The sequence below is a fragment of the Streptomyces sp. E2N166 genome (genome assembly GCF_003671715.1).
GTDB classification, from domain to species: domain Bacteria; phylum Actinomycetota; class Actinomycetes; order Streptomycetales; family Streptomycetaceae; genus Streptomyces; species Streptomyces thinghirensis.
In genome coordinates this window covers 1,460,355-1,473,626 of the sequence record NZ_RAIF01000032.1, presented here as the reverse complement: position 1 = coordinate 1,473,626, position 13,272 = coordinate 1,460,355, and the positions used below count along the sequence as shown (strand labels likewise).

13 protein-coding genes are annotated in these 13,272 nt (G+C 73.3%); 6 read left to right on the top strand and 7 right to left on the bottom strand.

What is annotated here, in order from left to right:
* The coding region (locus tag EBH09_RS33565; RefSeq protein WP_238697515.1) for an SDR family oxidoreductase at positions 1 to 644 on the top strand (644 nt) is incomplete at its 5' end.
* A gap of 30 nt (positions 645 to 674) precedes the next feature.
* Here the strand turns inward: EBH09_RS33565 and EBH09_RS33560 are convergent.
* Positions 675 to 1,529 carry a glycoside hydrolase family 75 protein gene (locus EBH09_RS33560; protein WP_121750588.1) on the bottom strand — a complete coding sequence of 285 codons (855 nt, stop codon included), beginning with the start codon at positions 1,527 to 1,529 and terminating at the stop codon, positions 675 to 677.
* 235 nt (positions 1,530 to 1,764) lie between these two features.
* Between EBH09_RS33560 and EBH09_RS33555 the strand changes: the two genes are divergently transcribed.
* Entirely contained in the window at positions 1,765 to 2,769 is a 1,005-nt protein-coding gene (locus EBH09_RS33555) for a fibronectin type III domain-containing protein (protein ID WP_121750587.1), read from the top strand.
* A 164-nt stretch (positions 2,770 to 2,933) separates the two neighbouring features.
* Positions 2,934 to 3,485, top strand: coding sequence for a hypothetical protein (locus EBH09_RS33550; protein WP_121750586.1), 552 nt, complete (start codon positions 2,934 to 2,936; stop codon positions 3,483 to 3,485).
* A gap of 13 nt (positions 3,486 to 3,498) precedes the next feature.
* On the opposite strand, the gene EBH09_RS33545 is transcribed toward EBH09_RS33550, so the two are convergent.
* From EBH09_RS33545 to EBH09_RS33530, 4 genes are all read right to left on the bottom strand, one after another.
* The gene (locus EBH09_RS33545) at positions 3,499 to 4,050 is read right to left on the bottom strand and encodes a PadR family transcriptional regulator (protein WP_121750585.1); all 552 of its coding nucleotides are present in this window, start codon (positions 4,048 to 4,050) and stop codon (positions 3,499 to 3,501) included.
* Positions 4,051 to 4,096: 46 nt separating this feature from the next.
* Positions 4,097 to 6,112 (bottom strand): NADPH-dependent 2,4-dienoyl-CoA reductase, encoded by a 2,016-nt coding sequence (locus EBH09_RS33540; RefSeq protein WP_121750584.1) that lies wholly within the window; start codon positions 6,110 to 6,112, stop codon positions 4,097 to 4,099.
* A 113-nt stretch (positions 6,113 to 6,225) separates the two neighbouring features.
* Positions 6,226 to 6,594, bottom strand: a complete 369-nt coding sequence (locus EBH09_RS33535) for a hypothetical protein (protein WP_121750583.1) — start codon at positions 6,592 to 6,594, stop codon at positions 6,226 to 6,228.
* A gap of 103 nt (positions 6,595 to 6,697) precedes the next feature.
* A complete protein-coding gene (locus EBH09_RS33530; protein WP_121750582.1) occupies positions 6,698 to 7,576 on the bottom strand; it encodes a hypothetical protein in 879 nt (292 codons plus the stop codon).
* A gap of 243 nt (positions 7,577 to 7,819) precedes the next feature.
* On the opposite strand from EBH09_RS33530, the gene EBH09_RS33525 reads away from it, so the two are divergent.
* Positions 7,820 to 9,904 (top strand): SpoIIE family protein phosphatase, encoded by a 2,085-nt coding sequence (locus tag EBH09_RS33525; protein WP_121750581.1) that lies wholly within the window; start codon positions 7,820 to 7,822, stop codon positions 9,902 to 9,904.
* 14 nt (positions 9,905 to 9,918) lie between these two features.
* On the opposite strand, the gene EBH09_RS33520 is transcribed toward EBH09_RS33525, so the two are convergent.
* Both EBH09_RS33520 and EBH09_RS33515 read right to left on the bottom strand, forming a co-directional pair.
* Positions 9,919 to 10,740, bottom strand: coding sequence for a putative protein N(5)-glutamine methyltransferase (locus EBH09_RS33520; protein ID WP_121750580.1), 822 nt, complete (start codon positions 10,738 to 10,740; stop codon positions 9,919 to 9,921).
* A gap of 171 nt (positions 10,741 to 10,911) precedes the next feature.
* Positions 10,912 to 11,976, bottom strand: coding sequence for a hypothetical protein (locus EBH09_RS33515; RefSeq protein WP_121750579.1), 1,065 nt, complete (start codon positions 11,974 to 11,976; stop codon positions 10,912 to 10,914).
* Positions 11,977 to 12,093: 117 nt separating this feature from the next.
* Here EBH09_RS33515 and EBH09_RS33510 point away from each other — a divergent pair, with 117 nt between their 5' ends.
* Positions 12,094 to 12,570: a MarR family winged helix-turn-helix transcriptional regulator gene (locus EBH09_RS33510; RefSeq protein ID WP_193776754.1), complete on the top strand. Its 477-nt coding sequence runs from the start codon at positions 12,094 to 12,096 to the stop codon at positions 12,568 to 12,570.
* Positions 12,571 to 12,661: 91 nt separating this feature from the next.
* Positions 12,662 to 13,267 (top strand): sulfite oxidase-like oxidoreductase, encoded by a 606-nt coding sequence (locus tag EBH09_RS33505; protein ID WP_121750577.1) that lies wholly within the window; start codon positions 12,662 to 12,664, stop codon positions 13,265 to 13,267.
* The last annotated feature ends 5 nt before the right edge of the window (positions 13,268 to 13,272 follow it).

The window sequence follows — 13,272 nt, the reverse complement described above, 5'->3', positions numbered from 1 at the left end:
GCCGCACGCAGCGCCGCGTTGAACATGGCCGCCCAGATCGCCGGCCGCAGGTCGTCGGCGGGCAGCCCGGCGCGTTCGGCGAGGGCGCGGGCGAACGCCGGTTCGGCCTCGTCGTAGGTCTGCAGCCAGGCGGGATCGACGTCCTGGTGAACAACGCCGGGATCATGGACCGGATGTCGGCGCTCGCGGACGTGAGCGACGCCGAATGGGAGCGGGTGCTGAGGGTCAATCTCACCGCTCCCTTCCTGCTGACCCGCGCGGTGCTGCCGCACATGCTGGCGGCGGGCCGGGGCGCCGTGGTCAACACCGCGTCCGAGGCGGCCCTGCGCGGCAGCGCGGCGGGCGCCGCCTACACGGCCTCCAAGCACGGCGTGGTGGGGCTGACCAAGTCCCTGGCGGTGATGTACCGGGGACGGGGCATCCGCGCCAACGCGATCTGCCCGGGCGGCACGCAGACGGCCATCACCGTCGACCCCGCCCAGGGCGCCCACGGGCCGGCCACGCTCGGCCCGCACTTCGTCAACCTCGGCCGGGTGTCGCAGCCCGAGGAGCAGGCCGCGGCGATCGTGTTCCTCGCCTCGGAGGCGGCGAGCAACATCAACGGCGCGATCCTGCCCGTCGACGATGGCTGGTCCGCGGTCTGAGGCACCTCGCACCCACGGGGCGCCGGGGGTTCACCCGCCGTCCACGAACTCCCGCGCCAGGCGCTCCCCCGCCTTCTCGGCGGCGGCCTTGTCCTCGATGGGCTCGACCTCGCTGCCCTTGAAGACGATGTACGTCACACCGGACGCGATGCCGCCCCCGTGCGGGTCGGCCGGGATGCCGAGCGACTCGGCGGCGGCGTAGGAGGCCTCGCCGATGAGATCGCGCGGGCCGACGTCGCCGACGACCGCGTAGCGCACCCGGTCCTCGTGGACGACCGCCGCGACCGATCCGCCGTGGACGTCGCTCTCGCGGTGGTCCCAGATGTCGCTCGGCTCGGGCACGACGACGTAGGGCAGGCGTTCGGCGTCCAGGGGACGGCCGTCCGACCCGGGATAGGCGGTGGCGGGGGTGAAGTGCGGGTCGGTACCGCTGTTGCAGTGGTCACCCGGCCGGCCGTCGCAGTCGACGTCCAGGTCGGCCTTCCAGTACACGGCGTCCCGCGTTCCGCAGACCGGGATGTCCGCCGGCGCCCCGGCGTCGGAGCGGTAGCGCCCGCGCGAGACGGGGTCGCAGTCCCCCACCTTGGCCAGCAGGTCGGCGGCGCGGACGGGGCCGTGCCGCCGGGCCTCCTTCGACCCGTCACCGGCACCCGCCTCGGCTCCGGGCCGGATCCCGGAGGGCGGAACGGGACCGGTCCGGGACGGCGGGACCGGCCCGATCCGGGTGCCGGACCTGCCCGCGCGGACCGGCGGGGCCTCATGCCGGTGACCGGGGCCGAGCTGGGCCTGGGGACCGGGGCGGGGCGGGGGCGGAGCGCCGGGGAACGTCGTGGGGGCGAGCAGGGCGGCGCTGGCCGCGACCAGTGTCAGCGACTGGACACGCACTATGTGGCCTCTCCTGGGGGACATGGACGGTCACTCGGCCACATCTGTCCCCGAATCGTGCGCACGACCACCTTTTGTGGGCCAGACGGTGCACGTCCGCGCACGGCGCGCGGCCCGGGTCCCCGACCCGCCCCCTTGATGTGATCGCGTCACAGGCGCATATTGGTCCGGACCATTGCTCTCGGGCCGCAGAGCCGAAGCAGAAGCCGAGCCGCAGCCGTCCTGGAGGCAGACCGTGCGAGACGCACCCGTTCCCGCTGTTCCCGCCCCTGTCTGCGCATCGCGCCGCTGCGCCCTGCTCTGCGGCACACTCGTCCTGGTCACGTCGTGCGGCTGGGGCGTGGGCGACGACGGCGACGCGAGCGGCGGGCCGCCAGGGGCGCCGATGGGCGTCACCGCCGAGGCGGGCAGCGCCACGACCGTGCACGTGATGTGGAACGCGGTCGACGGCGTCGAGACGTACGAGGTCTACCGCGGCGGCACGCTGGTGAAGAAGGTGGAGGCTTCCGACCGCATGGTGGACGTCACCCGGCTGCGCCCCTCGACGGCCTACGCCTTCACCGTGCGGGCGCGCGACGCCGACGGGCGACTGGGGCCGAACAGCCAGGAGGTGCGGGCGACCACCCCCGCCGCCGTGGCCGACGACTCCGCCCCGACGCGCCCGGCGGACGCCCGCGGCCGGACAGCGGGCAGCCGGACGGTCCAGCTCACCTGGTCCGCCGCGACCGACGACCGCGGGGTCGCGTCGTACGACGTCTACCAGGGCGCGACGAAGGTGCACAGCGTCGGCGGCGGCCAGACGGCGGCCGTGGTCACAGGGCTGCGCGCGGGCACCCGGTACTCCTTCACGGTCCGGGCGCGGGACGCCGCCGACAACGTCTCCCCCGCCAGCGCCACCGTCCGGCTCACCACCTCGGGCTCCGACGACGGCCGCGCCACCGCGCCCACCGGTCTGCGTGCGGCCTCCCACCACGCCGACGGCGGCTACTACATCGACCTCACCTGGACCCCGCCGCGCACCGACGGCCTGGTCAGCGAGTATCAGGTCCACCTGGACGGCCGCCCGGCGACGTCACTCGTCTACGGCGCGGACGCGCCGCGCGACCGGGCGGAGTACAGCTTCTACGCGGGACCGGAAGCCGGGGTCACGCACCGGGTGCGGGTCCGGGCCAGGCTGTCCGACGGCACCTGGGGCGGACTGTCGGCGGAGCGGAAGGTGACCACGGGCGACGGCGGGTGACGCCCCGGCAGTCGTGCGGCCGGTCGGCGCGTCACCTGGGCGGTCGCGCTCGGCATGCGGGCACGGCCGCCGCCCTGTTGGCTGCCCGTGAGGCAGCACGGGCGTTCCCGATATCGGCGGCGCAAGGGACGCACCGCCGACCGTGCCGCCGGAGGGCAGTCCACATGCGCATCTCATCGCCACAACTCCGCTCCGGCCTGACCGCGGCAGCCGCCGCCGCGCTGCCCGTCGCCCTGGCCGCCGGGCCGGCTTCCGCGGGCCCGGGGATCTCCGTGAGCACCACCGGGACCACGGTGTCGGTCACGACCACCGCCTGCGCCCAGCTCAACGGCAGTTGGGGCACCGCCTCGCTGCTCACCGGCAGTCAAGGGGACTTCGCCCAGGGACGCCAGGTGGCGCTGTCCGGAACGAGTTCCGGACAGTCCGCCTCCTGGTCGGGCATCACCCCGGGCACGTACACGGTCATCGTCATGTGCTCCAACAACAGCACCGCCGGCAGCCAGACCGTCATCGTCTCCGCGGCGCCCTCTCCTTCGCCCAGCCGCTCCCCCTCGCCCTCACCCTCCGCGTCGCCACGCGGTGTCATGGGCGGTCTCGGCGGGGCCGTCCAGGACTACGGCACGGCCACCCTCGTGGCGGGCGGCGCGCTGGTCGGCACGGGCGTCATCGCCGCGGCGTGGTTCCTGCGCCGCCGCCAGAAGCCGTACCGGTTCTGAGCCGTGGCCGCGCTCACGTCCGCTCGTCACCAGGCAGCCCGGCGAACTCCGCCAGCGCGTGCCTGAGCCACTGGGTCCAGAAGGTCTCCAGGTCGATGCCGGCGCGCAGCACCAGGTGCCGCAGCCGGTCCTCGGTACTGTCCCTCTCGGGCGGGAAGTCCCGCTTCTCGATCTCCTCGTACTCGGCCAACTGCCGTTCGTGCAGCTCCAGATGGCGGCGCAGGTCCGTCTCGATACCGGTGGTGCCGACCACGGCGGCGGCACGCAGCCGCAGCAGCATCGTGTCGCGCAGGGGCTTCGGGTCCTGTGCGGCGGCGGCCCAGCGGGCCAGTTCGGCGCGGCCCGCGGGCAGGACCTCGTAGGACTTCTTCTGGCCGCGGGCGGGCTGCTGGCCGGGCAGGGCGCGGATCAGGCCGTCCGCCTCCAGTTTCCCCAGCTCGCGATAGATCTGCTGGTGCGTCGCCGACCAGAAGTAGCCGATCGACCTGTCGAACCGGCGGGTCAGCTCCAGCCCCGAGGACGGCTTTTCGACCAGGGCGGTGAGGATCGCGTGCGGGAGTGACATGGGCTCATCCTAGGGACGGCACCGGTGCCTTCCGGCCCACGCGTTCCTACAGCGCCGCCGCCAGCTCGGTTCCCTGTTTGATGGCGCGCTTGGCGTCCAGTTCGGCGGCGACGTCGGCGCCGCCGATGAGATGCGCGCTGCGCCCGGCGGCGACCAGGTCGTCGTAGAGGCCGCGGCTCGGCTCCTGGCCCGTGCACAGGACGACCGTGTCGACCTCCAGGACGGTGGACTCGTCGCCGATCGTGATGTGCAGCCCGGCGTCGTCGATCCGGTCGTAGCGCACACCCGGGACCATGGTGACGCCGCGGTGCTTCAGCTCGGTGCGGTGGATCCAGCCGGTGGTCTTGCCGAGGCCGGCGCCGACCTTCGACGTCTTGCGCTGGAGCAGGTGCACGGTGCGCGGCGGTGCGGGGCGCTCGGGCGCGGCGAGGCCGCCCGGCGCGCGGTAGTCCATGTCGACGCCCCAGAGTCGGAAGTACGTCTCGGGGTTCTCGTGCGCCTTGTCGCCGCCGTCGGTGAGGTACTCGGCGACGTCGAAGCCGATGCCGCCCGCGCCGAGGATCGCGACCCGGTCGCCGACGGGGGCGCCGTCGCGGAGCACGTCGAGGTAGCCGACGACGCTCGGGTGGTCGACGCCGGGGATGTCCGGGGTGCGGGGGGTGACGCCGGTGGCGACGACGACCTCGTCGTGACCGGCGAGGTCATCGGCTCCGACCCGGGTGTTCAGCCGTACGTCGACGCCGTGTTCCGCCAGCCGGGTACGGAAGTAGCGCAGCGTCTCGTCGAACTCCTGCTTGCCAGGGACCTTGCGGGCGACGTTGAGCTGGCCGCCTGTCTCGCTCGCGGCGTCGAAGAGGGTGACCTCGTGGCCGCGTTCGGCCGCGCTCACCGCACAGGCCAGCCCGGCCGGTCCGGCCCCGACGACCGCGACGCGCTTGCGCAGCCGGGTCGGGGCGAGGACCAGCTCGGTCTCGTGGCAGGCGCGCGGGTTGACCAGGCAGGAGGTGATCTTGCCGCTGAAGGTGTGGTCCAGGCAGGCCTGATTGCAGCCGATGCAGGTGTTGATGGCCTCCGGGCGGCCCGCCGCGGCCTTGGCGACGAAATCGGGGTCGGCGAGCATGGGACGGGCCATCGACACCATGTCGGCCGTGCCCTCGGCGAGCAGCCGCTCGGCCACCTCGGGGGTGTTGATGCGGTTGGTGGTGACGAGGGGCACCGACACCTCGCCCATCAGCCGCTTGGTCACCCAGGTGTAGGCGCCGCGCGGCACGGAGGTGGCGATGGTGGGGATGCGGGCCTCGTGCCAGCCGATGCCGGTGTTGATGATGGTCGCGCCGGCTGCCTCTACGGCCTTGGCGAGAGTCACGACCTCGGCGAGGGTGGAGCCGCCCGGGACCAGGTCCAGCATGGAGAGCCGGTAGACGACGATGAAGTCCTCACCGACCGCCTCGCGCACCCGGCGGACGATCTCGACGGGGAGGCGCATGCGGTTCTCGTAGGAGCCGCCCCAGCGGTCGGTGCGGTGATTGGTGCGCGCGGCGATGAACTCGTTGATCAGGTAGCCCTCGGAGCCCATGATCTCGACGCCGTCGTACCCGGCCTCGCGCGCGAGGCGGGCGGTGCGGGCGTAGTCGTCGATGGTGCGCTCGACGTCGGCGTCGGTCAGCTCGCGGGGCACGTGGGGGCTGATCGGCGCCTGGAGGGGGCTCGGGGCGACGAGGTCGGCGTGGTAGGCGTACCGGCCGAAGTGCAGGATCTGCAGGGCTATCCGGCCGCCCTCGCGGTGCACGGCCTCCGTGACGACCCGGTGCCGGTCCGCCTCCGCCTCGGTGGTGAGCTTGGCGCCGCCCTCGTACGGCCTGCCCTCGTCGTTGGGGGCGATACCACCGGTGACGATGAGGCCCACTCCCCCGCGGGCCCGGGCGGCGTAGAAGGCGGCCATGCGCTCGAAGCCGCGCTCGGCCTCTTCGAGGCCGACGTGCATGGAGCCCATCAGGACCCGGTTGGGCAACGTGGTGAAGCCCAGGTCGAGCGGGCTCAGCAGGTGGGGGTAACGGCTCATCGGGCCCTCCGTGCGCGGTGTCGTGCCTCTGTTGTAGAGGACGGCCGCCCCTTTGTGCAACTAGTTGCACAAAGGGGCGGCGCACACCACACCGCCGCGTGGGCGGCCCTCGGTCAGTGGCTCTCCAGCCGTACGTGCAGTTCCCGCTCCTGGTCCCCGGAGACCGTGCTCAGGTCGTGCACGGTGAACAGGGAGTCCAGGGTGGTGCGGAAGCGCTCGATCGCCCAGTAGCCGCCCTGCACGTCGGCCTCCACGGACGCCCTGAGCCGGGCGGGGTCGCACTCACCCCGGGCCTCGGCCACGTCGAAGGTGCCGAGCCACACGGTGGGGCGCACCTCGTGGTGGTCCCGGGGCACCTCGTCCGAGCGCCGGTCGGACGAGAAGCACGTGCACAGGGCGTCGAACACGGTCCGGGCGTCCTCCTTGCTGCACCCGCTCAGCTCCACCGAGACGGACTCCGGATGCAGTCGCTCACCGTCCATCGTGATCGCTCCTCTCGTGGCCGATACCACCAGAAAAGCACCACCTGCGGCCGAGCACTACCGGCACGGTCCGGCCGTGACCGTGCCGGTGGCGGCGGACGGGTCAGCCCCGGGTGAAGCGGTAGGTCTTGCTGTCCGTCAGCACGCAGAAGCCCGGCGACACGACGATCACGCGCAGAGTGCCGGTACGGCGGTCGTAGTCGATGCCCTCCGTCTCGAAGCCGCCGGAGCAGGCGCTGCGCAGGGGCAGCTGCCGCAGGGCGGTGACGTGGCCGGTGACGTCGGCGGTGCCGTTCGGCACGGCGGACAGGTCGATCCGCAGCAGCGGCTTGGTGATGCCGAAGAGGGTGCCCGCCGGGTCGTCGGAGGAGCACAGCAGCGTGGTCGCGTCGAGGAAGTCGCAGCCCTGGACGTCGCGCACGGCGTGGTCCAGGCGGACGGTGGCCGCCTGCGGGAGGTTCGCGGAGGGCGAGGTGCTCGCGTTGACGCCGGGCGTCGGGAAGACCAGCAGCCGGTTCATGGTGCCCCACTCGCCCGCCAGCATCCACTGGCCGTCCGGGGAGATCGCGGACCAGGAGTTGTTCAGCGCCTCGCCGGGGCTCAGCGTGTGCACGTACTCCGACCAGCGCCCGTCCGGCGCCTGCACGCGGAACATCTTGGTGTTCCCGTCGTCGCGCTGGTACGGCTCGACGTAATGGCCGTCGTAGGAGGCGTCGGGGTCGCCGACGTGGTTCCAGCCGCGGGCGCTGAGGCTCAGGGGGATGGTGCCGATGCCCGTGTAGCGGTTGGGGCTGCCGGCCGGGACCTCGACCGAGGCCAGGCCCTGGCTCTCGGTCAGCGGGTCGGCGCGGTCGGAGCCCACCTCGGTCCAGGTGTCGGCGGACGGGGCGGCGGCGGACGGACCGGCGAGGCCGACGGCGAGGGCGAGGGCGGCGAGGCCGGTCAGGGCCGCATGACAACGTTGCCGGGCGCGTAGGGGCATGGGCGGGCTCCTCTGTGGGGGGTGGGGCGGTACGCACTCGGCGCACAGTCTGTCCCGACGTCGCGGTCATGTACAGACCAACCTCGGCCGCGCTCCGTGCGGCGGCCACAGCCGTGCCGGGTGATGCTGGAAGGAGACGGCGGAGCCTCGGAGAAACGGCCCTGTGGGCGATGGAACGCGGTAGAACAAGGGAGTCGGCATCAAAAGGGCGTGCCACGTGGAACGGCGAAGGCGGGGCGTGGGATGAGTGCAGCCGGGTCTGCCGGATTCGGGGGCGACGCGTCGCCGCGCGGCCCGGTGCGGCCCAGCGGGCTGCTCGACGTGCTGAACGTGGCCTCGGTCGTACTGGACACCGAGGGCCGGATCGTGCTGTGGAGCCCGCAGGCCGAGGAGTTGTTCGGATACCCCGCCCAGGAGGCGCTGGGGCAGTACGCCGCCCGCGTCATGGTCCACGAACGCCATCTCGACCTGGTCGTGAAGCTGTTCGCCGACGTCGTCAAGACCGGCCAGAGCTGGGCCGGGGCGTTCCCCATCCGCCGCAAGGACGGCGGCACCCGGTTGGTGGAGTTCCGCAACATGCGTCTCCTGGACGACCGGGGGGACGTCTACGCGCTGGGACTCGCCGTCGACCGGTCCACCGTGCGCCGGCTGGAGCACGACGTGGCGCTGTCGACGCGGGTGATCAGCCAGTCCCCGATCGGGCTGGCCGTCCTCGACACCGATCTGAGGTACGTCTCGGTCAACCCGTCCCTGGAGAACATGAACGGCATGACCGCCGAGCAGCACCTCGGCCGGACGGTCCGCGAGGTACTGCCCCTGGTGGACGCGGCGCCCCTGGAGGTGGCGGCGCACCGGGTGCTGGAGACCGGACGGCCGATCGTCGGCCAGCCCGCGACCGGGCGGACCCCCGCCGACCCGGACGAGGAGCACACCTGGTCGCTGTCGCTGTACCGGCTGGAGGACGCCGTCGGTGCCGTACTGGGCGTCGCCGTGTCGGTCGTGGACGTCACCGAGCAGCACCGGGCGGGCGTCGAGGCGGAGGCCGCGCGGCGCCGGCTGGCCGCCGTCGCGGACGCCTCCGCGCGGATCGGCACCACCCTGGAGCTGGACCGCACGGCGCACGAGCTGGCCGACGTGGCCGTGCCGGACCTCGCCGACATCGCGGCCGTGGACCTGCTGGAGGCCGTGGTGAAGGGCCGGCGCAGCACTCTGGGCCCGGCCGAGCCCGCGGTGATCCGGGCCCTGGCCGTGCAGGCGAACGACGCCCCGGACGCGCTGCGGGCGGCCGATCCTCCCGGCCAGGTCGCCCGGTACGGGCCGGACCGCCTGGTAACCGAGTGCGTACGCACGGCCCGGCCGGTGCTGGTGGAGCGGGTGACGGAGGAGGACCTGCCGCGCATCGCCCGTTCACCGGAGGCGGCCGAGCTGCTGCGCCGGGCGGGTGTGCACTCCTACCTGGCCGTTCCGCTGATCGCGCGGGGCGAGGTGCTGGGCGCCCTGGACCTCAAACGGACCGGCAATCCGCTGCCGTTCGGCGAGGACGACCTGCTGCTGGCCCGGGAGCTGGCCGTCCGCGCGGCGGTGCAGATCGACAACGCCCGCTGGTACCAGAACGCCCGCGACACCGCCCTCACCCTCCAGCGCAGCCTGTTGCCGAGCCATCCTCCGGTGACGGGCGGACTGGAGGTCGCCTCCCGCTACCAGCCCGCCGAGGCGACCAGCGAGGTCGGCGGCGACTGGTTCGACGTGATCGAGCTGGAGGACTGCAAGACCGCGCTCGTGGTGGGTGACGTGATGGGCAGCGGCATCGCGGCGGCGGCCTCCATGGGAAGGCTGCGCACCGCGACGAACACCCTGGCCGCCCTCGACCTCGACCCGGCGTTCCTGCTCGGACACCTCGACCGGACCACGGCCGGCCTGGACCAGGCCATCGCCACCTGCCTCTACGCGGTCCACGACCCGCACCGGCGGCAGTGCCTGATCGCCAACGCCGGGCACCTGCCGCCGGTACGGCTGCGCGCCGGCCGGCCACCGGAACTGCTGGACCTGCCCACCGGGGTGCCGCTGGGGGTGGGCGGCGTCGCCTTCTCGACCACCGCCGTCGATCTGGAGCCGGGCGACCGGCTGGTGTTCTACACCGACGGTCTCGTCGAGACGCGCCGGCATCCGCTGGACGAGCGGCTGGACGCGCTCCTCACCCTGCTGGAGGGCCCGGACCGCCCGCTGGAGGAGGTCTGCGACCTGCTCCTGCGCACGCTGCACGAACCGGACAACTCCGACGACGTGGCCCTGCTGATCGCCCGGGCCACGACGCCGGACGGACCGTAGCGGGGACCGCGCCGCTACTCCCTGACGCCGATCACCACATGGGCGTACAACTCGTCGCAGACCGCGAGGCGGGTCGTCAGGCCGGCGCGGGCGAAGGCGTCGACGGCCGCCGGCGCCTGGCGTTCGCTCGTCTCGGCCAGCAGGCAGCCGCCGGGCGCGAGCCAGCGGGGCGCCTCGGCCGCGACCCTGCGCAGCACCTCGAGACCGTCGGTGCCGCCGTCGAGGGCGACCAGCGGCTCGTGCTCCCGTGCCTCGGCGGGCAGCAGGGCGACCTCGCCGGTGGGCACGTAGGGCACGTTGGCCGCGAGTATGTCCACCCGGCCGCGCAACGTCGCGGGCAGCGCGTCGAACAGGTCACCGGCGTACACCCGCCCCCCGGCGTCGGCGAGGTTGCCGCGGGCGCAGCGCACGGCGGCCGGGTCGACGTCGGCGGCGTGCACCTCGGGCCCGTCCAGCGCGGCGGCCAGGGCGGCACCGACGGCACCGGAGCCGCAGCACAGGTCCACGACGACGGCCGCGTCCGGCGCGTGCGCGAGGGCCTCGGCCACCAGGAACTCGGTACGGCGGCGGGGCACGAAGACACCGGGGGCGACGGCGACGCGCAGGCCGCGGAACTCGGCCCAGCCGAGGACGAGTTCGAGGGGCAGTCCGGTGACGCGGCGGTCCACCAGGTCGGTGAGTTCCCCGGCGGTGCGGGCGGCGCCCAGGATCAGTTCCGCCTCGTCCTCGGCGAAGACGCAGCCCGCGGCGCGCAGCGCGGCCACGACGGAGTCGGGCGACGGGAAGGAGGGGGAGAAAGGGGAGGGGCGGGAAGGGGTGGAGAACAGCTGAGGCATGGAGCCGAGAGCCTTTCGAGAACCGAAGGGCGCTCTCACGGTCACCCGTTGGCGGGGACCGCACTGCCGTGAGGTGAGAGCACCCGGGCCGACACAGCGGTAATGGGTCTCACCTCCCAGGCGTCCGGCGGCCGGGACTGTCCTCGGCCGCCGGTCACACTACCCCAACGATCAGACGCCGACGGTCTCCTCGGCCTCTTGGTCCGCCTCCCGCGCCGCGGGCACCGCCTTCCGCTCGTTCGGCCTCGCGTGCCTGGCAGGGGTGGCCGGCACGGGCGTCTTACCGCCCCGCTCGCACAGGGCGGCGACCGCCGTCACCAGGAGGCCGAGCAGCAGCCAGGCGACCAGCGTCCAGACGCCGCGGCCCAGTCCGTCGCCGTCGAAGTACAGCAGGCCGCGGGCGCCCTCGACGAACCCGGCGCCGTTCCAGAAGGCGTGCAGGGTGCCGAAGAAGCCGTTCTGCAGTTCGGGGCGGAACAGGCCGCCCGAGGTGGTGAAGTTCAGCATCACGAACAGCACCATCATGGCGAGCGTGGTCCACCGCTTGAGGAAGGTGTGCAGGCCCACGCCGAGGAACAGGATGCCCGCGGCGTACAGCCAGGCCAGTCCCCACACGCCGGCGAGATCGTGGTGGGCGAGATGGAAGACCGGCCCGGCGAGCAGGGCGCCGATCCCGCCGACGACGACGGAGACGCCGAGGGTGAGCAGGGCCCGGACGCGCATGGACAGGGCGGCTCCGGCGGCGCCGAGGGCGGCCACGGAGGCGTAGGAGCCGATGCTGACCGCGATCAGCAGGAAGAACAGGCCCTGGCCCGTGGGGTCGTCGTCGACCGGGGCGGCCACGTCGGTCACCTTCAGCGGGACACCCTGCCGCTCGGCGAGCGGGGTGAAGACCTTCTCCGCCGCCATGGCACCCATGTCGGACGCGGCGGTGGCCACCACGACCTCGGGCGCCTTGCCGCCGGGCACGTAGGCGCCGGTGATGTCGCGGGCCTTCAGCAGGTCGACGGCGTCGGCGCGGGTGGCGACGGTCCGTACGTCGAGGTCGTCGCCCGCCCTGTCCTTGACCGACTGGGCGAGCACCTTCGCCTCGGGGCCGGAGCCGACGACGGCGACCGGCAGGTGGTTCGGCTCGGGGGCGACGAAGGCCCCCATGTACGCGAGTCCCATCCCGACACACATCAGCAGCGGGGTGATCAGGTGCGTGAGCACGTGGCGCAGGGCGTGCGACCTCATCGCTCACATCCTCCAATGACTGGTTCGGCGATGGCGGATAGTTGGCTTATACAACTCTTTCTTCAAGTTGTACTGTACAACTAGCAATGTGGAGGAGGACCCGTGACGACGGCCGAGATGCCCGATGAGACGACTGTCACCCCCGGTGGCCGCCCGGCGGAGGCCGTGGAGACCATTCAGCGGGAGATGACGGCCTTCGCCCGCCGCGCCCGCGCCTCGGCGGGCCGCATGCACCCAGAACTGTCGCTGGTGTCGTACACGCTGCTCGGTCACCTGGAGGAGCGGGACGGCTGCCGGGCCACCGACCTGGCCGCCCACTACGCCCTGGACAAGTCCACCGTCAGCCGCCAGGTGTCCGCCCTTGAGCGCGCCGAACTCGTCGAGCGGCGCGTCGACCCGGACGACCACCGCGTCCAGGTCCTGCACCTGACGGAGGCCGGACGGCACATCCTGGCCCAGGTCACCGAGAGCCGCCGGACGGCGTTCCGGGAGCGGCTCGCCGGCTGGCCCGAGGAGGACCTGGTCCGCTTCGCCGCGTATCTGGAGCGGTACAACGCGTGGCAGGAGGCCGCACCCGGCGAGGACCAGCACTGAGGTCCGCCCACGAACACGTACGGTTGACCGCGTACGCACTGATCACGCCGGCCGCGGGCATCCCTCGCGGCGGCCCGAAAGGCCCCACCGCATGAACACCACCCGAGGCTTCACCGGGCGCCCGCGCGCCGCCCGGCCGGGACTGCCGCCCGGCCAGTACGACGCCGGTGACGACTGGCCCGTGCTGTCCGCCGAGGTCACGCCCGACGTGTCGCCCGCCGACTGGACCTTCCGCGTGAGCGGCCTGGTGGCCGAGCCCCGCACCTGGGACTGGGCCGGGGCGCACCGGCTGCCGGCGTCGGCGTACTCGGGCGACATCCACTGCGTGACCGGCTGGTCGAAGTTCGGGGTGCGCTTCGGGGGCGTGTCCCTGGACACCTTCCTCGAGGCGGCGCGCCCGCTGCCGTCCGCCACGCACGCCGTCGCCTACTCGCACACCGGGTACACCGCGAACCTGCCGCTCGCGGACCTGACCGGCGGGCGCGCCTGGATCGTGCGGGAGTACGACGGGCAGCCCCTCGCCCCCGAGCACGGCGGCCCGGCACGGCTGGTGGTGCCGCACCTGTACTTCTGGAAGAGCGTCAAGTGGATCGCGGGCCTGGAACTCCTGGACCACGACGAACCGGGCTTCTGGGAGCAGAACGGCTACCACGCCCGCGGCAACCCCTGGGAGGAGCAGCGGTACTCCGGTGACTGAGACAG